Below are 22,844 nucleotides of genomic sequence, written 5' to 3'. Positions count from 1 at the left end.
GATTACAACCTCATCTGCTGCACTTGCGCGGACAGACCGCCATCCAAAACCCATAGCTGCCCCGAGGCATAGCGTGCCTCATCACTGGCCAGCCAGTTCACCAGATTGGCGATGTCTTCGGGGGTGCCATAGGTGCGCATCGGGTGCACATCGCGCACCGCCTGTTGCAACTGGTCGATGGTCTTGCCACCGCCGCCCGAGCCGTCACCGGTGAAGAAACTCTGCAACATCGGCGTGTCGATATAGCCGGGGCAGATCGCGTTTACGCGGATGCCTTCGGGGCCGTGATCGCAGGCCATGGCGCGGGTCAGGGCGTGCACCGCGCCCTTGGTGGCGCAATAGGCGGCGAGGCCGGGATCGGCGATGAACCCGTCATAGGAGCCGAAATTGATGATCGAGGCGCTGGTCCCGGATCTGGCCGCCGCCCGCAGCAACGGCAGAGCGTGTTTTGAGGTCAGGAACGTGCCGGTGCAATTGACCGCGAAGGATTGGTTCCACTCTTCCAGCGTGGTGTCTTCGATGGTCTTTTCGATCTCGATCCCGGCAGCGTTGACCAGAATGTCCAGCTTTCCGCATTCGGCCTGAACCTGCGCCATTGCGGCCTTTACGGCATCTTCATCGGCCACGTTCATTGGCACGAACCGGCTGCCGTCATCGTCATGGGCGTCCAGCGATCCCTGCGCCGTCAGATCAGCGGCATAGACCGTGGCCCCTTCGCGCAGGAACCGCGCGACAATGGCGCGCCCGATGCCGCCGCGCCCGCCTGTGACAAGTGCGACCTTACTGTCAAGTTTCATCCATCTTGCCCTTTTTTAGCGGAGGAAAGCGGTAGCGGTCGGCGGCCACCGTCCAATCCATGTGATTGCGTACATATTGCTGGCTGGCATCCGAGGGCGGGTTGTAATCCCAGTGCTCACCGGCCCCGGCCTCCATCGCGGCATGCAGCGCGCGGCGGGACTTTTGCGTCGCGATCACGTCAGCCCGCAATTGCGCGCTATCCCATCGCGCGGCAACCTCGGCGGCGAAGGCCTGAGCCTGCGCCTGATAGGCCGGGTCGGCCGCAAGGTTGGTCTTTTCCAACGGGTCTTTCGCCAGATCATACAGCTGCGGCGGATCGGGGTCGCAATGAATGTATTTCAAAGGCCCCCGTCGGATCATGAAGACCGGAGAGGGCGTCATCTCGGCGCAGTATTCGCCAATGGCCTCGTCCACCGGATCGGCCTCGCCCCGCGCCAAAGGCATCAGGCTGCGGCCATCGACCGGTTCGCCAAACATGGTGTCATCTCCACCGGCGATCTCGACCAATGTGGGTAGCATATCGACCAGCGAGCAGGCATTGGCCGCAACCCCCTGTGCCACGCCGGGGCCTGCCATGATCAGCGGCACTCGCGCCGAGGGTTCAAAGAAGTTCATCTTGTACCACAGCCCGCGTTCGCCCAGCATATCGCCGTGATCCGCGGCCACGATGATGATCGTGTTGTCGAGCTCACCCATGTCCTCCAGCGTTTTGACCATCTCGCCGATCTTGCTGTCAAAATAGCTGACATTGGCCAGATAGGCGCGGCGGGCGCGGCGGATTTCTTCCTCGGTCAGGGGGACATAGCTGGCCTCGATCCCGTCCATAACCCGGCGCGAGAACGGGTCCTGTTCCTCGGGCGACAGCACGAAGTCAGGCATGTCGATCTGATCGTCGGAATAGAGGTCCCAGAATTCGGGCTTGGCGACGTAAGGGTCATGCGGATGGATGAAGCTGGCCACCATGGCAAAGGGCGCATCATCGCCGGCCGCGCGATCCCGGCCCCGGTCGATCAGCCAACGGCGGGCGGCAAAGCCAACCTCATCATCATAGTCGGTCTGAAAGGTTGCGACGGCGAAGCCGCTTTCCTTGACCGTCTGCATGTTGTGATACCATTTGTCGATCCGCTCATCCGGCGCTTCCCAATCGGGCGTCCATGCGAAATCCGAGGGGTAGATATCTGTGGTCACGCGATCCTCGAACCCATGTTTCTGGTCCGGTCCGACAAAGTGCATCTTGCCCGACAGACAGGTGCGATAGCCCAGCGATTTCAGGTAATGCGCAAAGGTCGGCACTGTCGCCTTGAACTCGGATGCGTTGTCATAGGCGGCGATCCGGCTGATCAACTGCCCCGACATGAACGCAAAGCGCGAAGGCGCGCAAAGCGGCGAGTTGCAATAGGCCGCATCAAACCGCATACCCCGTGCCGCAAGTGCGTCCATATGCGGAGTTTTTGCAATCTTGTGACCGTAGGCACCACAGTAATGCGGTGCCAGCTGGTCTGCCATGATGATCACGATGTTTGGCTGATTTGGCACGATGCCCCTCCCGTAAAAGCCGCTGATCCCTTGTGTCAGGCGGGGGTTGGGGGCGGTTCGTATCGCATCGGCTTAGCGCCTGGTCGGGTTGAAGACGGAATACCTGTCATCGGGCCGCCGCTTTGTACGCATCCAGAACCAGACCGTGGAAATGATGCACGGCATGTTCCGATTGCCCCGAGCCATTGGCGTCATCCACGATACGGCCCTGCGTGAAAGCGGGCGTATTCATCCCACGCTGAACGCTTTCGACAAGGTTGATATCCTCGACCTGCAGAACCTCATCCAGATAGCGGATGGTGTCGAGTTCCGCCTCGTTCGGCGTCGTCTCTTCGAGGAAAAAGTCATAGGTTTCCAGCGTGCGATTCGGTCCGGCGGGGATGACGTTCATGATGATCATCGACGACCGCCCCGGATAGCGCATGATGCAGGTGTTGGGCCACAGCCACCAAACCGCGTGCGTTCTAACCGTCGCATTCGAGACATCATAGGCACTGTTGGCCGTATTCCCCGCATCCGCCATATGACTGGAATAAATGCCATGGGTGGTCACCTTGTAGGTATCCATATCCACCAAATCGCAAAAGTCCTTATGCGCAGTCGGGCAGTGATAGCATTCAAGGAAATTATCGACCACGTTCTTCCAGTTCGACTTGATGTCATAGGTCAGACGGTGCGCGAAGGTCAGATCTTCGATATCCGGGGCCCAGTGCTTGATCTCGGTCGCCAGATCGCCGGTTGTTTCGGCCAGAGACTGCGCTGTCGGGTCCAGATTCACATAGACAAAACCGCAGAACTCTTCGACCTGAACCTGATCCAGGCAGATGTCCTTTGGGTTGAAGTCCTGCAATTGCTCGGTATGCGGTGCGCGTACCAGATTGCCGTCCAGCTTGTAGACCCAGGCGTGATATGGGCACATGATGCGCGTGGTGTTGCCATCGCCTGAAAGCAGCTCATGCGCGCGGTGTTTGCAGACATTGTAAAACGCGCGCAGCACGCCGTCCTTGTCGCGCACGACGGCGATGGGCTTGCCCGCGACCTCGACGGTCGTATACGCGCCCGGTTTCCTGACCTTTTCGACATGGCACACCCATTGCCACGTCTTCGCAATGATCGCTTCCAGATCGGCATTGTGCCAAATCTGCTCGACATAGGCTTCCTTGCGCAATGACAGCGAGCGGGACGGGCTTTGATCATAGCCTCTGCCGATTTCCGCAAACTCTTTGGCCGATGGCAATTCAGTCATGGTGATCCTCATCCAAAGCGCACGCAGGCGCGCGTGCAATTCCGCTGGGTAGAGTGATTTAGCCGAGAAAAATCGACCGGTACTTTACATGGTTCGCCAACATTTGGCCTTAACTGGACGCGCCGTGTTTACGATGCATTGGCCAGGCGCGGAATTCGAAGGGGATACGGCCTTCGATTCTGTCCCGCATCGGGGGCAGACTAAACCGGTCCTTATAGGCGCGGCTGAAATGGACCTGACTGGAAAAACCGCAGGCGAACGCGATCTCGGACATGGCAAGGGTTGTTTGTGTCACCAGCCCACGGGCCCGGTCCAGCCGAATGTCACGATAATACAGCACCGGCGTTTTCTTCAGATGCTGGGCAAAAAGGCGGTTGAGCTGCCGCTGCGAAATTTGCGCCGCCTTGCAAATCTCGCCAATAGTCAGCGGCTCTTCCAGGTTGTCTTCCATTGCCCGGATGGCGTTGCGCACGGTATCGGGGATCTTGGCCCCCAATGGTTCCATGAATTGCGGGTTCTGCGGGGTGCCGCGTTCGCGCAGGCTGGGGTGAAACACATATCGCGCGGCAGCGTTTGCCAGCGCGTTGCCATGTATGCCCTGCAGTATTTGCAACGCGAAATCGAACGAGGCGGATCCGCCGCAACAGGTGATGCGGTCGCCATCGAATTCGAACAGCGCCTCGGTGCAATCGACATCCGGATAAAGCTCGCGAAAGGCGTCGATATGTTCGTAGTGCACGGTCGCCCGGCGATGGCGCAAAAGCCCGGCCTCGGCCATGATGAATGCACCTGTATCAATCCCGCCGAGTGTCGCCTGCTGCCGGGCGGCGCGGCGCAGGGCGGCCTGAATTTGGTCCGAGCCATGCTCCTCCGGGGTCCAGCTTGAAGAGACGATCAGAAAATCCACCGGCTGGGCAGAGGCGGTTTTCAGGCTTTGAGTCTCGATGCTGATGCCGTTGCTGGCCACGCATGGACCGCCGGTTTCCGACACAAGTTCCCAGCTGTAATGGGCCGCGCCCTCCAGATAATTCGCAGCCCGAAACGGATCGATGAACCCCATGGTCGCAGCCATATTGAAGCTGGGGGTCACGATGACCCGAATTCGAATCTGATCGGATGGCTGTGACATTCAGATGGCCAATTTCGCGAAAATAACGGCGATAAAGCGTAAAACACATCCGCCATTCCCGCAAGTTTTGGCGAAATTGGTTACTTGCTCAGATCCTTTGTGGTCTGACGGTAAACCAAACGCACCGGGGTTTGGGTCAGCGCCGCTGGTACGTCATCGTCCTGAAGCCAACGCAAGATTGTGTCCGCCACCTGTTTCCCAAAATCACCAACCCCGCACTGCACCGTCGACAAGGCGGGCCAGCATTCCGAGGCTTCCTGAATGTCGTCAAAGCCGATGATCTGAAAAGTTGCACCAATCGCGACCCTCGCCTCGTGGCAGGCGTTGATCATGCCAAACGCGACCAGATCGTTGAAACACAAGGCGGCGTCGCAATCCGGGTGATCCCTGAACAGGTCCGCCGCCGCCGCGTGACCAAAAGCGCGGGTGGATTTTCCTGTTACGACAACCGGTTGCAGCCCATTCTCCTGCACGATCTCAAGATAGCCCGAGATCCGTTCCTGCGTGACTTGCCTGCCTTCCAGCCCGCCAACAAAGGCAATCTTGCGCGCGCCGGTCTCCAGCAAATGACGGGTCGCAACCCGTCCACCGGCGCGGTAATCGGGTGCGATGAATGGGTATTTGCCGTTATCGCCTTCCACCTGACGCAGAACTTGCATCATCGGGATGCCGGCACGCTCAACCGCCTCAAGCGTTTTCGAGACATCCCCGTAAGCAGGCGACAGGATCAGGGCCGAGACCCCGTGTTCCAACATGGCCGTGACCACCTGATCCTGAATCGCGGGGTCTTCATTGGTGTTTGCGACCACCACCGCATAGCCGCGCGACCCCAATGCCATTTGCAGCGAGGTGGCGAATTCGGTGAAAAACGGGTTGGTCAGGTCGTTGATCACCAACCCGATCAGGGCGTTCCCGGTTGACCTCAGATTGGCTGCGGATCGGTTATATACATAACCGATCTCTTTCATCGCTGCGTGAACCAGCGTTCGGGTTTCCTCTTTGACCTGCGCGCTGCCCTGCAACACAAGACTGACCGTGGATTTCGACACCCCCGCCTTGTTGGCGACATCTATGATCGTCGGTCTGCGCATTCAGTCTATTGGTCTACCCCGTGCATGCTCAGCAATGTTGTCATCCGCGCTGTAGCCCGATCCGGGTCCGAGAGCAAACCCGCCTGATCCGCAAGCCGGAACACTTCGGCGTAATGACAGATGTCGCGGCTGGATTGGAACCCGCCGGGCATGATGAAATGGGACTGCGCGCCGTTCAGCCAGGCCAGATAGGCGATCCCGGCCTTGTAGAACCGCGTCGGCGCGCGAAAGATCTCGCGACTGAGCGGCACGGTTGGCGCAAATAGCGCGTGGTAGCGATCCATGTCGTTCTGCGCCAGCGCCTCAAGCGCCTGAGAGGCCGCCGGAGCGATCGCCGCAAAGATGCCCAGCAAGGCGTGAGAATAGTGGTCTCCGTCCCCAGCAATCAGATCGGCATAGTTGAAATCATCCCCGGTATAGAGGCGCACGCCGTCCGGCAGGCGCCTGCGAAACGTCTCTTCATGCGCCTGATCGAGCAGTGAGATTTTGATGCCGTCGACCTTGGATGGGTTCTCAGCGATCAAAGACAGCACAAACTCGCTGGCCTGATCCACATCCGTGCTGCCCCAATAGCCGGTCAGGGCCGGGTCGAACATATCGCCCAGCCAATGCAGGATCACCGGTTTCGCCGCCCCGTCGATCAGCGCGCGATAGACGTCGTGATAGGTGTCCGGCCCAGCATTGATGGCCGGAAAGGCGCGCGAGGCCATCAGGATCAGTTGACCACCGGCGGCCTCGATCGCCTCGGCTTGATGTTCATAAGCGGACAGGATTTCCCCGGCCGTATTTAGCGCGCCCATGGGCACATGATCCGTCCCGGCCCCGCAGGCAACGCGTGGCGACAGGGGGTGCGCTTTGGCGGCCACCATCGTGCGCTGGATCAGTTCCAGCGCGGTCTCCCAATCCACGCCCATGCCGCGTTGGGCGGTGTCCATCGCCTCGGCCAGCCCAAGGCCCTGATCCCACAGACCCTGTCGGAAGTTCAGGGTCGCGTCCCAGTCTACCGCCGGTCGACCATCCCACGGGTTTCGCTCGGCCAGCGGGTCCGAGACCACATGTGCGGCCGCGAATGCGGTGCGCGTCAACGGTACCTGCGGCGCGTGGGGGATCAAGGGCGTTCCGGTCAGAGCATAAGGTTCCAACTGGCCGTCGCGGTTTGGCAATATCAATGTCATTGTCTCAGACCTCCAGATCCAGAACTAGAATGCCGTCGATTCCACCCACGGCGTTTGCGACCAGTTGCGCCCCGCACGCCTTGTGATCCTCGTTCGCCTGATAGGTCGCCAAAGCGTCCCAATCGTCGAAATCGATCACAAACCCATGCATATAGCCGCGTTCGATCTGTTCCGGGCTTTGGCTGCGGCCCCCGGTGAAGCCTTTGGCACCGGGCAGAGCTTCGGCCACCTTGGCCAGTCCATTGTAGATTTGGGCGACCGTCTCTTCGGTCACATCCGGGCGGAATTTCGTCAGAACGATATGACGGATCATTGCGTAAATCCTTGATCTTGCTTGATCATGTCGGCGGCTTTCTCGCCGATCATGATCGTGGGCGCGTTGGTGTTCGAAGAATTGACCGTTGGCATGATCGAGGCGTCGGCCACGCGCAGACCCTCGATCCCGTTGAAGCGCAGGCGCGGGTCCAGAACAGCCTCGGCATCATTGCCCATGCGGCAGGTGCCCGCGCAGTGGTGCGAGGTTTTGGAATGCACGCAGATGAAGTCGAAATACTCCTGCTCGGTCTTTACAGTCGGACCGGGCAGACGTTCCGCCAGAACATATGGCTTCAACGCATCCTGCGCGAGGATGTTCTGCACCAGTTTCAGACCCCGGATCGACATCTCTCGGTCATAGGGATCGGCCAGATAGTTCGGATCGATCAAAGGCATTGCTGCGGGATCGGAACTTTGCAATCGCACCGTCCCCCGAGACCGGGGCCGCAGGAAACAGGCGTTCAGGGTGACGCCGCCATTGGGCATCGCTTCGACCCCGGCCTCGATCCCGGTGCCCAGCCCCAGATGCATCTGAATGTCGGGCGACCGGGCGTCGGGGTCGGCGTACCAGAAGCCGCCGGTTTCAAACAGGCTGGACGCCACCGGCCCCTTGCGGGTGAACAGATATTGCAACCCGGCCCAAGCCGACAGGTGCAGCTTGGCGAAGCGGTCATAGGTATGCGGGCCAGTGACCTCGCAAATCGAATAGAGATCGAGGTGGTCCTGCAGATTCTCCCCAACCTGTGGCTGGTCATAGACCGGCTTGATCCCGAGGCTTTCCAGATGACCTGCTGGTCCGATCCCGGACAGTTGCAACAGGCGGGGTGAGCCGATGGCACCGGAGGACAAAATCACCTCGCGCGCGGCAGAGATCTTTTCGCCGCTCATCATCTCAACGCCGGTTGCCCGTCCTTTCTCGACCGTGATCCGACGGACCTGAGCGTCCGTACGCACAGTCAGGTTCGGACGGTTCCGATTGGGTGCCAGAAACGCCATCGCCGCCGAGGACCGTCGCGCCTTGCGTTGGGTCAGCTGGTAATACCCGGCCCCGTCCTGTTTCGCACCATTCACATCCCGCGTTTCGGGGATGCCAACCTGCTCGGCGGCCCTGATATAGGCATCGCAGATCGGCAAAGGCGCGGCGGGCATCGACACGCCCAGCGGGCCGCCTTTGCCGTGGAACTCATTGTCGTAGCTGTCGTTGTCCTCGGACTTCTTAAAATAGGGCAGGACATCGTCATAGCCCCAGCCCTCGCATCCCATCTGCCGCCAGTCGTCATAATCCTGCGCAGCACCGCGTGTGTAGATCTGGGCATTGATTGCCGACCCGCCGCCGATCACCTTGGCCTGGGTGTAGTTGAACACCTTGTTTTGCATATGCTTCTGCGGCACCGTCGACCAGCCCCAGCTGCCAATGCCTTTGGTCATCTTGGCAAAGCCTGCGGGCAGGTGGAAAAACGGATGGCGATCCGAAGACCCGGCCTCAAGCAGCAATACCTTGGCCTCGGGTTCTTCGGACAGGCGCGCCGCAATGACCGAACCTGCCGAGCCGCCGCCGATCACGATGAAATCATATCCTTCAGACATCTTGTCCTCTGAGTTCCTTACAGGCGCGAGATCGAAAGCCCGCCATCCACGGGGATCGCGGCCCCGGTGGCGAATTGCATCTGGCCGTCCACGATGGGAACGATGACCGCGCCGATATCCTGCGGCTCACCCCACCGCGCGGCGGGGACCAACCCGCCTTCGATCCGGTCGGTGTATTTGTCACGCACACCAGCCGTCATTTCGGTGGCGATGATGCCGGGGCGCAGTTCGAAAACGCCGATCCCATGCGGGGCCATGCGCACCGCAAACAGCTGCGCCATCATCGCGGCGGCGGCCTTGGATACGCAGTATTCGGCGCGCTCGATAGACACCATCGTGGCGCTGACCGAGGTGACAAAGGTGATCGAGCGATAGCTGTCCTGAGGCTGCGCCAACATCCGCCGCGCGACCTCTTGCGCCAGAAAGAAGGCACCGCGCAGATTGATGTTTTGCACGAAATCCCAGTTCTCGGGCTTCAGGTCCAGCATATCTCCCCGCACCGGCGCGCCGACGCCTGCGTTGTTGATCAGGGTGGTGATCGGTCCCAGCTGGGCCTCGACCTGATCCAGCAAGGCGGGCACGTGATCGATCTGGGACACATCATGCTGCACATAGATCGCGCCCGGTCCCAATTCGGACAAAGCGTTCCGGACCACCGGTTTGTCCGGGGCAGACCGTGACGCCAGCGCCACCTTGTACCCAGCCGCGATCAAGGCGCGCGAGATTCCAAGGCCGATGCCTTGCTGGCCACCTGTGACCAAAGCAACTCCGGTCATGCTGCAAACTCCGTCTCTAAGATGTGGCGACCGGCGCGCAAGGCCAGCGCCGCGATGGTCAGGGCCGGATTGACCGCAGCCGAGGTCGGCAGGACCGAGGCGTCAACGATGAACAGGTTCCGGTGGTCATGGCTGCGGCAGAACGGGTCCACCACGCTGCTGGCCGGGTCCTGCCCCATCCGGGCCGTTCCGCATTGATGCGAGGGCGTGCGCCGGTCGAAGGGCCGCGACAGGACAATCGGAAACCCGGCTCGGCGCAGGTGCTGTTTCAGCTTGGCCACCAGTGCCTCATGCGCCTGCCAGTTCGAGCGTTTCCAGTCCAGCCGGATCTGATCACCTTCGACTGTTACCCGGCTGTCCGGATTGGGCAGGTCCTCGGACATCGCATAGAAATCAAAGCTGCGGTTTGCGATCATTGTCGCAATCGGACCGGGTATACCGGGCTGGGATGCCAGAATCGGCCCGGTGATCTTGCCCAGCATCTGTATATTGCCCAAGGGCGCACCGCCCTTCCCGTCATCATTGTAGTAGTCGTTGAACATCAACGTCTTTTGATAGACCGCGCGGTTGCGGCGCAGCGGATGCAAGGCCAGAACCGCCGAGCAATTGTGGTTCATGAAGTTGCGCCCAACCTGATCGGATCGGTTCGCCAATCCGGCGGGGCAATTGTCATTGGCGGATTTCAACAACAGCGCGGCGGACTGAACAGCCCCTGCAGATAACACGATCACCGGCGCGTGCAGGGTACCGTGCCCCTTGACCTCAACACCTGTGATGTGCCCGTCTTTGTCGCTCAGCAGTTTTTTGGCGGGTGCGTTCGTCAATAGTTCGACATTCTCGTGCTTCAGGGCATCCGCCAGAGCGCAGGTTTCCGCGTCCATTTTGCCACCGCAGGTGTTCGGAAACGCATCCCACGTGGTTTGCCCGGCCGAAAGCCAGCGGTCGATATCCACCCCCAAAGGGACCGATGCGGGCGACAACCCCGCCCCGCGCAAACGCGCGCGCAGATCCGCGATGTCAGGCTCATCGGCCACAGGAGGATACGGGTAAGCGCCGCTATGCGTTGGCTCAGTCGGGTCCTCATCGGCTGTTCCGCGCACTGCATAAAGCTGTTCAGCCGCCGTGTAGTCCGGTTCCAGATCTCCGTAGCGAAGAGGCCAGCCAGGAGAGCGACCGCCCATATGCTGGCGCGGTTCAAAATCCTCGGCTCGGTAGCGGATTAGGGCGGCACCGTAGAATTTCGAGTTGCCGCCGACGCAGTAATAGTTGCCCGGACTGAAAGGCTGCCCTTTGCCGTCCAGCCAGGTTTCGTCGGGGCGGAAATGCCCATCCTCAAAGATCGCCTTGGGGTCCCGATCCACGGGCGAAGGGCGCAGATAGTCGCCGCGTTCAAGGATCAGAATGCGGCGGCCCGAGGGGGCCAGCGTTGCGGCCAGCGTCGCCCCTCCGACCCCCGATCCGATGATTATGACGTCCGGGTTTGTCACGGAGTGATCCGCATCTCGCTTTCTGGGTCAAAGGCCACGGCCTTCTCCATATTGACGGCAAAGTCGAAATCCTGCCCCGGCGCGACCTCAGCGTCCGAGCGCATCCGCGCGATCACATCCCGGCCCCCCAGTTGCATCGACACAAACGTGTCCGAGCCTGCGGGTTCGGTGACGACAATCCGGTTGGTCATCTGCGCAATGTTCGAGGATTTGCGATCCGCCCCATCCATATCGGTGATGGTTTCGGGACGGATGCCCAACAGGATCTCACGCCCGTCCCATTCGGCCAGATTGTCCTGACTGAATGGCAACTGCGCCATCGATCCGTCATGGGTGGCAACCTCGGCATGAGGACGACCGTTCAGCACGGTCACTTTCGCAGGCACCACGTTCATTGCGGGCGAGCCCATGAAGGTTGCAACAAAGATATTGGCCGGGGTGTCATAGATTTCCTGCGGGGTTCCCAATTGCTGCACATAGCCGCCGTTCATCACCGCGATGCGGCTGGACAGGGTCATCGCCTCGATCTGGTCGTGGGTTACGTAAACGATGGTCGTGCCAAGGTTCTGATGCAGCTTCTTGATCTCGGTCCGCATATCGACACGCAGTTTGGCGTCGAGGTTGGACAGAGGTTCGTCAAACAGGAACACATCCGGTTCCCGCACCAATGCGCGGCCCATGGCGACCCGCTGACGCTGACCGCCAGACAATTGACCGGGCTTGCGGTCCAGCAACTGCTCGATCTGCAGCAGCGTGGCGACGTCGTGCATCGCCTTGTCGCGTTCGGGCTTGGGGACGCCGTGCATCTCAAGCCCGAAGGTGATGTTCTGGCCCACGGTCATGTTGGGATAAAGCGCGTAGCTTTGGAACACCATGGCGATGTTGCGGTTCGACGGATGCACCCCGTTCATTACGGTGTCCTTGATACGAATCTCGCCGCTGGTGATGTCCTCAAGCCCCGCGATCATGTTCAGCAGGGTCGACTTGCCGCAGCCCGAGGGGCCCACCAGCACCAGAAATTCCCCCTCCTGCACCGAGATATCGACCTTGTGCAGAACCTCGACCGATCCGTAGGATTTGGTCGCGTTGTCTATGTCCAGAAAACCCATCAGGCCTTATCCTTTCACGGAACCCGCCATCAGGCCGCGGACGAAGTACCGTCCGGCCACGATATAGACGAGCAGAGTTGGCAGGGCCGCCAGAATGGCCCCTGCGAAATGAACGTTGTATTCCTTCACGCCAGTTGACGACTGCACCAGATTGTTCAGTGCCACCGTCATCGGCTGGCTGTTGGCATCGGCAAACGACGCACCAAACAGAAAGTCGTTCCAGATGTTGGTAAACTGCCAGATGATCGACACCACCGCGATCGGCCCGGAACTGGGCAACAGGATGCGCCAGAAGATCTGGAAGAACCCTGCCCCGTCGATCTGCGCCGCCCGGATCAACTCGGTCGGGAAGACCGCGTAGTAGTTGCGGAAATACAGCGTGGTGAAGCCGATCCCGTAGACCACATGCACTAGGGCCAGACCCCAGGTGGTGCCCGCCAGACCCATCAGGCCCAGCATCCGCGCCATCGGGATCAGAACGATCTGGAACGGAATGAAGCAGGCAAACAGCATCAGACCGAACAGGATGGTGTCATACTTAAAACGCCATTTGGTCAGCACATAGCCGTTCAGCGCGCCAAGAATGGTCGAGACGATCACGGCCGGAACCACCATCTTGATCGAGTTCCAGAAGTAGGGCTTCAACCCTGTCGGATCGACACCGATCTGGGCTGAGGACCACGCTTTCAGCCAAGGCTCCAACGTGAAGACCTGCGGCAGGTTCATCATGCCGCCGCCGGTGATCTCTTCCAACGGTTTCACCGAATTCACCAGCATCACGTAAAGCGGCAGAAGGTAGAACAGCGAGAAGAGGATCAGCACCACATAGATCAGCGTGCGCGTGACCCGACCGGTGCGGATTGCGGTATCCTGAGTTGCTTGGGACATCAGCGTTTCTCCCGCAATTCGGCGTAGAGGTAGGGGATCATGATCGCTGCGATGGTCATCAGCATGATCGTGGCCGAAGCTGCACCGATCCCCATCTGGTTCCGGGTGAACGTGTAGGAATACATGAAGGTCGCGGGCAATTCGGTTGCGCGTCCCGGTCCGCCGCCGGTTAATGCAATCACAAGGTCAAACGTCTTGATCGCAAGGTGGCTGAGGATCACGAAGGCCGACAGGAATGCCGGGCGCAGTTGCGGGATGATGATCCGGCGGTAGAGGTTCCAGTTCGAGGCCCCATCCATCTGTGCCGCGCGCAGGATTTCGTTGTCGATGCCGCGCAGCCCGGCCAGAAACATGGCCATCACAAAGCCGCTGGTCTGCCAGACGGCGGCCAGAACAACCGTATAGATCGCGTAGTCGCGGTTTTTGATCCAGTCGAATTCGAAACTGGTCCAACCCCATGTGTGCATGACGTTTTCCAGCCCGATACCGGGGTCCAGAAACCATTTCCACGCGGTGCCCGTGACGATGAAACTCAGCGCCATGGGATAGAGGTAGATCGGGCGCAATAGCCCTTCGCCGCGGATTTTCTGGTCGAGGAAGATCGCCAGACCCAGGCCGATACAGGTGCAAATCACGATGTACAGGATCGCGAAGATCCCCATGTTGATCAGCGAGGTTTCCCAATGGCTCAGGCGCCAAAGCTTGTCGTAGTTTTCCCATCCGACCCATCCAAAGGTCGGCAGGATGCGGCTGTCGGTAAAGGACAGGTAGACCGAGAACAGAATGAACCCGTAAACAAAGACCAGCATCATCGCCAGCGACGGTGACAGGACCAGTTTCGGGATCCAGTTCTGAAGGCGTGTCTTGAAATCCGCGTCGGCTGAAGTTGCCATGGCGCGCCCTCCTTCAAGTCGGGGGTGTCTAAGGCGCGGGATGTGCCCGCTGGTGACAGGGCGGCGCGTTTGCCGCCCCGTCGGGAGGATCAGGTGATCACTTGGCGATGGAAACGGCGTCGACCAGTTCGACCACAGCGGTTTCGCTGTCGTACTCACCGTTGAAATGCGCCGTTACGACGTCATAGACCGCGTTCTTGACCGAGGCAGGGGCTGCGTGACCATGGGCCATCGATCCGAACAGGTTGCCCGAGGATGCAGCCGCCGCCAGGTCCTTCATGCCCTGCTTGCCGCAGTTATCAAAGTCGGCGTCGCTGACATCGGTCCGCGCGGGAACCGAGCCCTTCACCACGTTGAACGCCGACTGGAACGACGGTGACAGGATCGCGCTGGCCAGCGCCGCCTGTTCTGCCGAAACAGAACCGCCCTGATCGAACATCATGAACTGGTCCGCGTTGAAGGTGACCTGATCTGCCGTTCCGGGGAAGCGGAAGCACAGGAAGTCCTGACCGGGCACTTTTCCTGCGTTCAGAAACTCACCCTTGGCCCAGTCGCCCATCATCTGGAAACCGGCCTCGCCGTTGATGACCATCGCAGTCGCCAGGTTCCAGTCACGGCCCGAGAAGTTCTCATCCACATTTTCGCGGATAAAGGCCATGCGGTCGAACGCCTCTTTCATGGCGTCACCACCCAGGGCTTCTTCATCCAGATCGATGAAAGCGGCTTTGTAGCCATCCGGACCCAATGTCGACATGGCCACGGCGTCGAAAATCGTGGCGTCCTGCCAGGCCTGACCACCATGGGCAATCGGGGTCACTCCGGCGGCTTTCAGCGCCTCAACAGCGGCGACAAATTCTTCCCAATTGGTGGGCTGAGCGATGCCGTTTGCATCCAGAACCGCCTTGTTGGCCCAGACCCAGTTGGTTGAATGCACGTTCACAGGGGCCGAAACCCACTTGCCGTCATGCTTGGCAAAGGCCTTCAGCGCGTCCGGTACAACATCGTCCCAACCTTCCTGCGCGGCCACTTCGTTCAGATCGGCCAAGGCCCCCTGCGCGGCCCAGTCCTGAATGTCGAAGCCCAGACCCTGAACCGCCGTTGGCGCGTTGCCTGCTGTCACACGCGCGCGCAGAACGGTCATCGCCTGCTCACCGCCGCCACCGGCAACCGGCATGTCGGTCCAGCCGACACCCTGGCCAGACAGGTCATCTTTCAGAACGTTCAACGCTGCGGCCTCGCCACCCGAGGTCCACCAGTGCAGCACCTCAACCTCTTCCGCCTGCGCCAAGCTGGTCGTACACAGCAACCCGGCCACAATCAGAGATTTCGTCTTCAACAGATTACGCATTTTGTTTCCTCCCTTAATGCGATCTTGGTTCCGGCGGTTCGCTTCCCGCCGGTCAGTCTTGCGGCACCCAGGGCGCACGGCTGTTGCCGATGCGCATGACCACCGATTTAACCTCGAAAAATTCCTCGAACCCGTAGCGTCCGATTTCCCGCCCCTGCCCGGATTGTTTGACGCCCCCAAAGGCCACTTCGGGGAACCCGTCCATCCAGGTGTTGGTCCAGACCGTTCCCGCTTCGGCGCGTCGGGCGAATTCCAGGCAGGTGTGAACGTCGTCACTCCAGACCCCGGCGGACAGACCGTAAGCGCTATCATTGGTCAGGGCGATGGCCTCGTCCAGTGTTTTGAAGGTCAGAACCGACAAAACCGGTCCGAATACCTCATCCCGTGCAATGGGCATGTCGGGCTGAACATCTGTCACAATGGTTGGCTGGTAGAACTGATCGCCCAACCCATCGACGGTCAGGCGGTCCCCGCCAAGGGCAATGGTCGCGCCTGCATCCTGCGCCTGTTTCACATAGGCGTCGATCTTGGCGTTGTGCTCGGCTGTAACGATGGCCCCGACCTGAGTGCTGGGGTCCAGCGGATCGCCGAACTTCACCTTGCGGGACAGCTCGACAATCTTGGTCGAAAACGCCTGGGCAATATCTTCGTGCACGATGATGCGGCTGCTGGAGTTGCAGCACTGGCCGACGTTGAAATAGACGCCAAACACCACCGCATCTGCGGCCGCATTCAGATTGGCGTCAGGGAAGATCACCTGTGGGTTCTTGCCGCCCAGTTCCAGCGCAACCTTCTTGAGCGTATCCGATGCCGTCTTGCTGATGGTTTTGCCCACGGCGGTCGAGCCCGTGAAGCTGACCATATCCACGTCGTCATGGGCAGAGAGCGTGCTGCCAACCGGCACGCCATAGCCCAGTACCATGTTGCACACCCCTGCGGGCAGTCCAGCTTCGATCAACAACTCGCCCAGCATGATGGTGGTCGAGGGCGTCATTTCAGAGGGTTTCACAACCACCGTGCAGCCTGCGGCCAGCGCAAAGGGCAGTTTCTGGCTGAGGATCCAGAACGGGAAATTCCACGGGGTGATGATCGAGACAACGCCAATGGGCTCTTTCAGAACCACACCCATCATGTCAGCGCCCAGTGTGTTGTGACTGTCGCCATGGGTGCTGCGGGCCAGCGACGCTGCATAGCGCCACAGATCGGCGGCGCCCCCAACCTCACCCTTGGACTGGCTGATCGGCTTGCCGCTTTCCAGTGTTTCGATCAGGGCGATACGGTCGACGTTCTGCTCGATCAGATCCGCAACTTTCAGCAGTACTGTTGCGCGGTCTTTGCCCGACGCGCGGCTCCAGACGCCGCTGTCAAATGCGGTTCGGGCTGCCGCGATGGCCGTTTCGGCCTCTGCCGCGCCGCCAAGTGCCGACCGGCTGACGACATGCCCGTGCGAGGGCGAGCGACGCTCGAACGTCTCAGCTGACGCGCTGCTTTGCCATGCGCCATTGATCAGATGGCGGCCTTCGAACATTTCGGGCAGCGCGAACGGGATCGCAGGGTTGATCGTAAGGTCTTTCATATGCGTCAAAGCCCTGAAAACTGAGGGTTACGTTTTTCCATGAATGCCGCGACGCCTTCGTCCCGATCGGCTGAGGCGGCCGCAGCAGCGCTGCCAAGCGCCTCGATCGCGGCTGCTGAATCTTCGCCGACCGCCGCGTGAATCATATTCTTGGCAATCTCGGTGGCGCGCGGGGACAGAGCCTGCGCCTCGGTGGCGATCTCAAGCGCGCGGGTCAGGACATCGTCGGCCACTTCGGCGGCATAGCCCAGGGCAACCGCGCGGTCTGCGCCAATACGGCGACCGAACAAGGCCATTTCCTTGACCGCCCCTTCAGGGATCAGCCGCGCCACGCGCTGTGTGCCCGACCAACCGGGAACAATCCCGATCCGTGCCTCGGGCAAGGCCAGAGTTGCGCGAGGGGCCATCAGCCGCAGGTCGCAGCAACTGGCCAGTTCCAGCCCGCCGCCAAAGGCATGGCCGTTGATCGCGGCAATTGTTGGTTTGCCCAGCCGTGCGAGGCGGTCGAAAATCCGGTGCCCGTCCCGCACCCAATGGCGTGCGAATTCGGCCGGGCTAAGCCCCCCCCAGGCACCAATATCCGCGCCGCAGCAAAACGCTTTTTCCCCCGCCCCGGTCAGAACCAGAGACCGGATCGCGCTGTCCCGCTCGACCTGCTGCACATGCGCCTCAAGCGCATCCAGCATGTCGATGGTCAACGCGTTCAGCTTGGACGGGTTGTCCAGCGTCAGGATGGCGGTGCGCCTGTCGATATGAAAGCCAGTCCCGCTCAAACCCTGATCCCCATTGGGCCTTCGACGAACAGCGACTTCGGCATTAAGGTTGCGTTTTCCGCAACTTGCACGCGGCCTTCTGACGCTGCCACAATGTCCTGCTGCGCGTTGATGCCCGGCATGATCTCGGTCGCGACCAGCCCCTGATCGGTCAGGCGGATGACACAGCGCTCGGTCACGTAGATCACATCCTGCCCAAGCTCGCGCGCCCGGCGGCCCGAGAAGGTGACGTGTTCCACCTGATCCACCATCTTGGTGAACTTGCCGGGGGCCGCGACGCTGATCCCGTCCGAACCCAGATCGATCTTGGCGCCAGCCTCGAACCAGCCCGAAAACACGATCTTTTTCGCGCCTGCGGTGATATCAACAAACCCACCGCACCCTGCGGTCAGATACGGTTTCTTGCCCAGTTTTGAGACATTCACGTTGCCGTCCACGTCAACCTCAAGGAAGGACAGGAAGGACATATCGAACCCGCCGCCCTGAAAGTAGATGAACTGCTGCGGCGAAGGCACATAGGCATGCGCGTTAGAGGCACAACCAAAGGCGAAACCGGTCAGCGGAACACCCCCGACGGCCCCTTGTTCGATGGCCCATGTGACGGCCTTGGGATGCCCTTCCTCCAGCAGAATGCGGGGCACCATGGCGCTGATCCCAAAGCCCAGATTTGCGCTCATCCCCGCGCGCAACTCCATCGCAGACCGGCGCGCGATTACCTTCTCAACCCCGTGTTCGGCCAATGAGAAACTGTTCCATGGGCGCATGATCTGGCCCGAGATGGCGGGGTCATAGGGCGTTTCAGTGGTCTGTTTCTGATCCGGGTCCTCGACGATCAGATCCACCAGATGGCCTGGTACGCGTACATCATGCGGACGCAGGCTGCCCTCGGCAGTCACCCGCTGAACCTGAGCGATCACCAGACCGCCATGGTTGCGCACGCAGATGGCCTGTTCCAGCCCGCCCAGATAGGCCCCTTCATGCTCATATGTCAGGTTGCCGAATTCATCCGCCGTGGTTGCGCGCAGGATGCAGACAGTAGGGATGATGTTGGGGAAATGCAGCCAGGTCTGGCCGCCAAACTCGGCGCGCGCGACGATGGGTGCCGCGGCCCCGCGTGCATTCATCGCGCAACCCTCGCGGATCGGGTCCACGAACGTATCCAGCCCGACCTGAGTCAGAACGCCCGGACGCCGGGCCGCAGCCTCGCGGTGCATGTCGAACATGATCCCCGAGGGTACGTTGTAGGCGGCCACGCGATCTTCGACGATCATCTTCCAGATCTCGGGCATCTCAAGGCTGGACGGCCCCGAGGGGTATGATCCGGCCAGCACACGGGTCAGCAACCCGTCCTGCGCCAGATATTCCATGCCCTTGACCCCATACATATCCCCCGCCGCAATCGGGTGCATCGTAGTGATATCGCGCGGATGCCCCTCGGCCCGGAACCTCTCACCCATGGCTTTCAGAACCAGATCGGGGCACCCCAAGGCTGACGAGGATGAGACGGTGACAATCGCCTCATCCGGGATGCGGGATACGGCGTCGGATGCAGAAACAAGCTTGGTCATCAGAAGCCACCATAGTTGACGTCAACGCGCTGACCGGTTGCTGCCGCTTCGCGCACGCTAAGCGCGACGGACAGGGATTTGACCCCGTCCGGACCATCGGCTGCGGGGCGTCCTTGCCCGGCAGCGGCGGCGACGAAGTCCGAGACTCCCTGCACGTAAAGGTCATGGTTGGAATAGGGGATCGCTTCGCTACCCGTTTCAGTGACGAGGGTGATGTCACCCACCGGCTGCTGGGTCATGATACCCTTGGCAAAGATCGACCCTTGGGTGCCGTGCACCTCAAGACCCGAGCCCGCATAGGGATGGGTGAAGCTTTCATGGGTCATCACCATCGCGCCCGAGGGCATGGTCCAGACCGACATGCAGGAATCCTCGACCCCCTGCCCCATGCCGGAACTTGTCATCTGCGCCACAACGCTTGCGGGATCTTCCTGTAGCAGGAACCGGGTGACGTCCGCGTCATGCACGACGATGTCGGGGATCACGCCGCCACCGGCGCCCGCGTCATTGATCCGCCAGCCCTGTAAGTGGCCCGGCAGGTGAACCGCGTGATGAATGCGCAGCGACAGCACCTTGCCGACGCGCCCGGCTGCGATGAGGTCCCGGATCGCGCGATGGGTGCCCGAGCAGCGCAGGTGATGGTTCGTGCCAAAGGTGACGCCTGCGGCTTCGGCGGCCCGAACCATCTTAACCGCTTCGTCCTGCGTCATGCCCAAGGGCTTTTCACACAGAACATGCTTGCCCGCTGCGATCGCCGCCAAAGCCTGCGCGTGATGCTTTTCATTGGTCGAGGAAATGTAGACCGCCTGAACATCCGAACCCGCCAGCGCCGTGGCCAGATCGGTGGTGGCGTTTGCAATGCCGTGGTCATCCGCCCAGATTTGCACCCGGTCAGGTGAGGTGCTGACAATCCAGGTCACCTCGTTGCCCGGCTGCTTGCGCACCGCGTTCAGCATATGTTGCGCGGCAATTGTGCTGGCCCCGACGAATACCCAGTTCATAGTAGATTCCCAAATTGGAACGTTCCAGAGATGTGTAGTGGAACGTTCCAAAAACTTCAAGAGGAATCATTTGCCCCTGTCCGAACCCGCGCGCAGGTACTCATGATGCTGACGATAAAATGTAGAAAACCCGAGGGGTTTACGCTTCGACCAGATACCGTTCAGACAATGGCAGGCTGGCCGCGCCCAGCGATCTGGCGCTTGGGCCAACAGACCCGGCCGCGATCAGAGGTCTCTCAAGCCCAGTCAGGTTGAGCTGTGACATCTGTGATTCGACCTCGGCAATCAGCCGTGCCTTGATGTCCTCGGGCAGCCAGCCGTCGATCTTGACGCATTCAAAATCGATCAGGCTGCAGGATGAGACAATCGCACAGGCCAGTCCGAACCCGGCCTGTTGCAGCCAATTGTCCAACTCGACTTGTGGGATATGCCACTGATCGGTTTCCTCCCACATCAAGCCGTCGGTTGCGATGACGGCACGTTCCAGGGTGTAGAGGCTGGCCACGTCGATCAACGGCTTCACAACGCCTGTTTCTATAGGAACGGGCATGGGCCCAAGCGCCCCTGCATTTCCCCGACCCGCATAGATCGAACCATTCAGGACAACGCCGCCGCCGATGAAATAGCCAACATAGAAATACAGGAAATCGCGCGGCCCGTCGGCGGGGCCAAAAACCAGTTCCGCACCGCAGGCCGCTGTTGCGTCATTCTGCAAAAAGACGGGAAAGTCATAGGCTTCGGCCAAATCCGCCTGAATGTGTGCCGTGCGCCAGGGGTCCATCTTTTCCTGCGCCACCTGAAGGGTTTGTGCCCAGTCCCACAAATAGAAAGGCATGGCGATCCCAAGGCCCGCGACGCGGGGTCGGGCCTCGGGCGACAGGTCAGAGATCATCCGATCCAGCGCCTGTTTGGCAAATTTCAGTGTCGCGTCCGGTCGCGGGTAGTCGTACGTCTGACTTTCGTGCTTTCGCACGCGCCCAAGAAAGTCGGTCAGAACCAATTCGGCGCTGCGACGACCTATTTTCAAACCGAAAAACAACGCCCCATCCGGGTTAAGTCGCATCGGGATCGAGGGTTGCCCGACCTTGCCCCGCACAGGCTCGCCCCGCAGCAGCAGACCATCCTTTTCCAGCTGCCGCATGATGACCGACACGGTCTGCGCAGACAGACCCGTCATCCGCGCGATTTCGGACTTGGCCAGCGCCTCATGTCTGCGGACCAGAGACAGGACCAGACGCTCATTCCGAGCGCGCATTCCGCTTTGGTTGGTCCCTTTGACCTCGGAAACCCGTTCTGACGGCGTGTTTTCCTGTGGCACTTCAACAGACACGTCTGACCCTCCCCTGTTCAAACCATGAGAAACCGGCGTCTTTCTGTCAATAATAAATAAGAGTGATTTATTTATTGACTCATTTTGAGATTCTTGTGATGGTTTTGCTGTGGGGTCGGGCCATTGCTGCCCGATCACCCATATGCCGGCACCGGCATGGGAGAAATTGGGAGGAGAACTTATGAAACTTGCGACTTTCGCAGGCGCGACAGCTTTGGCCCTGACGGTCACAGCAGGCAGCGCGTTTGCCGACACCACTGTTTGTTTGATCACCAAGACCGACACCAACCCCTTCTTCGTCAAGATGAAGGAAGGTGCGACCGCCAAGGCGGAAGAGCTGGGCATGACCCTGAAGGCCTTCGCGGGCAAGGTCGATGGCGACCACGAAACCCAGGTTCAGGCGATTGAGACCTGCATTCTGGACGGCGCGAAAGGCATTCTGCTGACCGCCTCTGACACCTCATCCATCGTCCCTGCCGTGCAGCAGGCGCGGGATGCGGGCGTGTTGGTGATTGCGCTTGATACCCCGCTGGAGCCGATTGAGTCGGCGGATGCGACCTTTGCCACCGACAACTTCCTGGCCGGGCTGCTGATTGGCCAATGGGCCAAGGCGACGCTGGGCGATGCGGCCAATGACGCAAAGATTGCCACGCTGGATCTGGCTGTCAGCCAGCCCACCGTGGACGTTCTGCGCAATCAGGGCTTCCTGCAGGGCTTTGGCGTCGATCTGGCGGACCCCAACGTGATCGGAGACGAGGATGACCCCCGCCTTGTCGGCAGTGACGTCACCGCCGGGAACGAAGAAGGCGGTCGCCGCGCGATGGAGAATCTACTGGCCAAGGACCCGACGATCAACGTTGTGCACACCATCAACGAACCGGCTGCTGCGGGTGCGTACGAAGCGCTCAAGGCGATTGGACGCGAAAATGACGTGCTGATCGTGTCGGTAGATGGCGGCTGCCCCGGCGTGCAGAACGTGGCCGATGGCGTGATCGGCGCGACCTCGCAGCAATACCCGCTGCTGATGGCCTCGCTGGGTGTCGAAGCGGTCAAGAAATGGGCCGATGAGGGTGTGAAGCCAGAAAACACGCCCGGCAAGGACTTCTTTGACACAGGCGTTGCGCTTGTCACCGACAAGGCCGCCGATGGGGTCGAGTCGATCTCGGTCGATGAAGGCATGAACCTCTGCTGGGGTTAATCTGACGACGCAGGAGGCGG

At 60.4% G+C, this 22,844-nt stretch carries 20 protein-coding genes; 1 reads left to right on the top strand and 19 read right to left on the bottom strand.

The features are described from left to right. Positions 1-2: 2 nt before the first annotated feature. From ACR0E6_RS12960 to ACR0E6_RS12870, 19 genes are all read right to left on the bottom strand, one after another. The gene (locus ACR0E6_RS12960) at positions 3-797 is read right to left on the bottom strand and encodes an SDR family oxidoreductase (RefSeq protein WP_170630514.1); all 795 of its coding nucleotides are present in this window, start codon (positions 795-797) and stop codon (positions 3-5) included. Further along, on the bottom strand, positions 787-2,334 hold the full coding sequence (gene betC, locus ACR0E6_RS12955) for a choline-sulfatase (RefSeq protein WP_480584046.1): 1,548 nt from the start codon (positions 2,332-2,334) through the stop codon (positions 787-789). The genes ACR0E6_RS12960 and betC overlap by 11 nt, the downstream gene beginning before the upstream one ends. Positions 2,335-2,440: 106 nt before the next feature. After that, a complete protein-coding gene (locus ACR0E6_RS12950) occupies positions 2,441-3,580 on the bottom strand; it encodes an aromatic ring-hydroxylating oxygenase subunit alpha (RefSeq protein ID WP_480584043.1) in 1,140 nt (379 codons plus the stop codon). A gap of 109 nt (positions 3,581-3,689) precedes the next feature. After that, positions 3,690-4,709 carry a GlxA family transcriptional regulator gene (locus tag ACR0E6_RS12945; RefSeq protein WP_480584040.1) on the bottom strand — a complete coding sequence of 340 codons (1,020 nt, stop codon included), beginning with the start codon at positions 4,707-4,709 and terminating at the stop codon, positions 3,690-3,692. An 80-nt stretch (positions 4,710-4,789) separates the two neighbouring features. After that, positions 4,790-5,800, bottom strand: coding sequence for a LacI family DNA-binding transcriptional regulator (locus ACR0E6_RS12940; RefSeq protein ID WP_480584037.1), 1,011 nt, complete (start codon positions 5,798-5,800; stop codon positions 4,790-4,792). Positions 5,801-5,805: 5 nt separating this feature from the next. Continuing rightward, positions 5,806-6,975, bottom strand: a complete 1,170-nt coding sequence (locus tag ACR0E6_RS12935) for a dihydrodipicolinate synthase family protein (RefSeq protein WP_480584034.1) — start codon at positions 6,973-6,975, stop codon at positions 5,806-5,808. Between the two features lie 4 nt (positions 6,976-6,979). Next, the gene (locus ACR0E6_RS12930) at positions 6,980-7,288 is read right to left on the bottom strand and encodes a Dabb family protein (RefSeq protein ID WP_170622621.1); all 309 of its coding nucleotides are present in this window, start codon (positions 7,286-7,288) and stop codon (positions 6,980-6,982) included. Continuing rightward, positions 7,285-8,877, bottom strand: coding sequence for a GMC family oxidoreductase (locus ACR0E6_RS12925; RefSeq protein ID WP_480584030.1), 1,593 nt, complete (start codon positions 8,875-8,877; stop codon positions 7,285-7,287). Before ACR0E6_RS12925 ends, ACR0E6_RS12930 begins: the two co-directional genes overlap by 4 nt. Before the next feature lie 17 nt (positions 8,878-8,894). Next, positions 8,895-9,653, bottom strand: a complete 759-nt coding sequence (locus ACR0E6_RS12920; protein ID WP_480584027.1) for a 3-ketoacyl-ACP reductase — start codon at positions 9,651-9,653, stop codon at positions 8,895-8,897. Further along, on the bottom strand, positions 9,650-11,140 hold the full coding sequence (locus ACR0E6_RS12915; RefSeq protein ID WP_480584024.1) for a GMC oxidoreductase: 1,491 nt from the start codon (positions 11,138-11,140) through the stop codon (positions 9,650-9,652). The genes ACR0E6_RS12920 and ACR0E6_RS12915 overlap by 4 nt, the downstream gene beginning before the upstream one ends. Next, positions 11,137-12,249: an ABC transporter ATP-binding protein gene (locus ACR0E6_RS12910; protein ID WP_480584021.1), complete on the bottom strand. Its 1,113-nt coding sequence runs from the start codon at positions 12,247-12,249 to the stop codon at positions 11,137-11,139. The genes ACR0E6_RS12915 and ACR0E6_RS12910 overlap by 4 nt, the downstream gene beginning before the upstream one ends. A gap of 6 nt (positions 12,250-12,255) precedes the next feature. Beyond that, positions 12,256-13,137 carry a carbohydrate ABC transporter permease gene (locus ACR0E6_RS12905; protein WP_170622626.1) on the bottom strand — a complete coding sequence of 294 codons (882 nt, stop codon included), beginning with the start codon at positions 13,135-13,137 and terminating at the stop codon, positions 12,256-12,258. Next, on the bottom strand, positions 13,137-14,030 hold the full coding sequence (locus ACR0E6_RS12900; protein WP_480584018.1) for a carbohydrate ABC transporter permease: 894 nt from the start codon (positions 14,028-14,030) through the stop codon (positions 13,137-13,139). Before ACR0E6_RS12900 ends, ACR0E6_RS12905 begins: the two co-directional genes overlap by 1 nt. Before the next feature lie 97 nt (positions 14,031-14,127). After that, positions 14,128-15,378 carry an ABC transporter substrate-binding protein gene (locus ACR0E6_RS12895; protein ID WP_480584015.1) on the bottom strand — a complete coding sequence of 417 codons (1,251 nt, stop codon included), beginning with the start codon at positions 15,376-15,378 and terminating at the stop codon, positions 14,128-14,130. Between the two features lie 52 nt (positions 15,379-15,430). Beyond that, on the bottom strand, positions 15,431-16,954 hold the full coding sequence (locus ACR0E6_RS12890; protein ID WP_480584012.1) for an aldehyde dehydrogenase family protein: 1,524 nt from the start codon (positions 16,952-16,954) through the stop codon (positions 15,431-15,433). Positions 16,955-16,959: 5 nt separating this feature from the next. Next, positions 16,960-17,727, bottom strand: a complete 768-nt coding sequence (locus ACR0E6_RS12885) for an enoyl-CoA hydratase/isomerase family protein (RefSeq protein ID WP_480584010.1) — start codon at positions 17,725-17,727, stop codon at positions 16,960-16,962. Continuing rightward, on the bottom strand, positions 17,724-19,295 hold the full coding sequence (locus ACR0E6_RS12880; RefSeq protein WP_480584007.1) for an acyl CoA:acetate/3-ketoacid CoA transferase: 1,572 nt from the start codon (positions 19,293-19,295) through the stop codon (positions 17,724-17,726). Before ACR0E6_RS12880 ends, ACR0E6_RS12885 begins: the two co-directional genes overlap by 4 nt. Continuing rightward, on the bottom strand, positions 19,295-20,296 hold the full coding sequence (locus tag ACR0E6_RS12875; RefSeq protein WP_480584003.1) for a Gfo/Idh/MocA family protein: 1,002 nt from the start codon (positions 20,294-20,296) through the stop codon (positions 19,295-19,297). The genes ACR0E6_RS12880 and ACR0E6_RS12875 overlap by 1 nt, the downstream gene beginning before the upstream one ends. 139 nt (positions 20,297-20,435) lie before the next feature. After that, positions 20,436-21,551: an ROK family transcriptional regulator gene (locus ACR0E6_RS12870; RefSeq protein WP_480584490.1), complete on the bottom strand. Its 1,116-nt coding sequence runs from the start codon at positions 21,549-21,551 to the stop codon at positions 20,436-20,438. 256 nt (positions 21,552-21,807) lie between these two features. Here ACR0E6_RS12870 and ACR0E6_RS12865 point away from each other — a divergent pair, with 256 nt between their 5' ends. Next, positions 21,808-22,824 carry a sugar ABC transporter substrate-binding protein gene (locus tag ACR0E6_RS12865; RefSeq protein WP_170622633.1) on the top strand — a complete coding sequence of 339 codons (1,017 nt, stop codon included), beginning with the start codon at positions 21,808-21,810 and terminating at the stop codon, positions 22,822-22,824. Positions 22,825-22,844: the final 20 nt, after the last annotated feature.

The organism is Ruegeria sp. AP12, from assembly GCF_056540025.1.
The sequence above is the reverse complement of the archived record's forward strand: the minus strand, read 5'-3'. Positions and strand labels throughout refer to the sequence as shown.

What these genes read in the sequence shown, in the direction of transcription:
- ACR0E6_RS12960 (WP_170630514.1), bottom strand. Translation starts at nt 797, where the DNA reads ATGAAACTTGACAGTAAGGTCGCACTTGTCACAGGCGGGCGCGGCGGC.
- ACR0E6_RS12950 (WP_480584043.1), bottom strand. Translation starts at nt 3,580, where the DNA reads ATGACTGAATTGCCATCGGCCAAAGAGTTTGCGGAAATCGGCAGAGGC.
- ACR0E6_RS12945 (WP_480584040.1), bottom strand. Translation starts at nt 4,709, where the DNA reads ATGTCACAGCCATCCGATCAGATTCGAATTCGGGTCATCGTGACCCCC.
- ACR0E6_RS12940 (WP_480584037.1), bottom strand. Translation starts at nt 5,800, where the DNA reads ATGCGCAGACCGACGATCATAGATGTCGCCAACAAGGCGGGGGTGTCG.
- ACR0E6_RS12935 (WP_480584034.1), bottom strand. Translation starts at nt 6,975, where the DNA reads ATGACATTGATATTGCCAAACCGCGACGGCCAGTTGGAACCTTATGCT.
- ACR0E6_RS12930 (WP_170622621.1), bottom strand. Translation starts at nt 7,288, where the DNA reads ATGATCCGTCATATCGTTCTGACGAAATTCCGCCCGGATGTGACCGAA.
- ACR0E6_RS12925 (WP_480584030.1), bottom strand. Translation starts at nt 8,877, where the DNA reads ATGTCTGAAGGATATGATTTCATCGTGATCGGCGGCGGCTCGGCAGGT.
- ACR0E6_RS12920 (WP_480584027.1), bottom strand. Translation starts at nt 9,653, where the DNA reads ATGACCGGAGTTGCTTTGGTCACAGGTGGCCAGCAAGGCATCGGCCTT.
- ACR0E6_RS12910 (WP_480584021.1), bottom strand. Translation starts at nt 12,249, where the DNA reads ATGGGTTTTCTGGACATAGACAACGCGACCAAATCCTACGGATCGGTC.
- ACR0E6_RS12905 (WP_170622626.1), bottom strand. Translation starts at nt 13,137, where the DNA reads ATGTCCCAAGCAACTCAGGATACCGCAATCCGCACCGGTCGGGTCACG.
- ACR0E6_RS12900 (WP_480584018.1), bottom strand. Translation starts at nt 14,030, where the DNA reads ATGGCAACTTCAGCCGACGCGGATTTCAAGACACGCCTTCAGAACTGG.
- ACR0E6_RS12895 (WP_480584015.1), bottom strand. Translation starts at nt 15,378, where the DNA reads ATGCGTAATCTGTTGAAGACGAAATCTCTGATTGTGGCCGGGTTGCTG.
- ACR0E6_RS12890 (WP_480584012.1), bottom strand. Translation starts at nt 16,954, where the DNA reads ATGAAAGACCTTACGATCAACCCTGCGATCCCGTTCGCGCTGCCCGAA.
- ACR0E6_RS12880 (WP_480584007.1), bottom strand. Translation starts at nt 19,295, where the DNA reads ATGACCAAGCTTGTTTCTGCATCCGACGCCGTATCCCGCATCCCGGAT.
- ACR0E6_RS12875 (WP_480584003.1), bottom strand. Translation starts at nt 20,296, where the DNA reads ATGAACTGGGTATTCGTCGGGGCCAGCACAATTGCCGCGCAACATATG.
- ACR0E6_RS12870 (WP_480584490.1), bottom strand. Translation starts at nt 21,551, where the DNA reads ATGCGCGCTCGGAATGAGCGTCTGGTCCTGTCTCTGGTCCGCAGACAT.
- ACR0E6_RS12865 (WP_170622633.1), top strand. Translation starts at nt 21,808, where the DNA reads ATGAAACTTGCGACTTTCGCAGGCGCGACAGCTTTGGCCCTGACGGTC.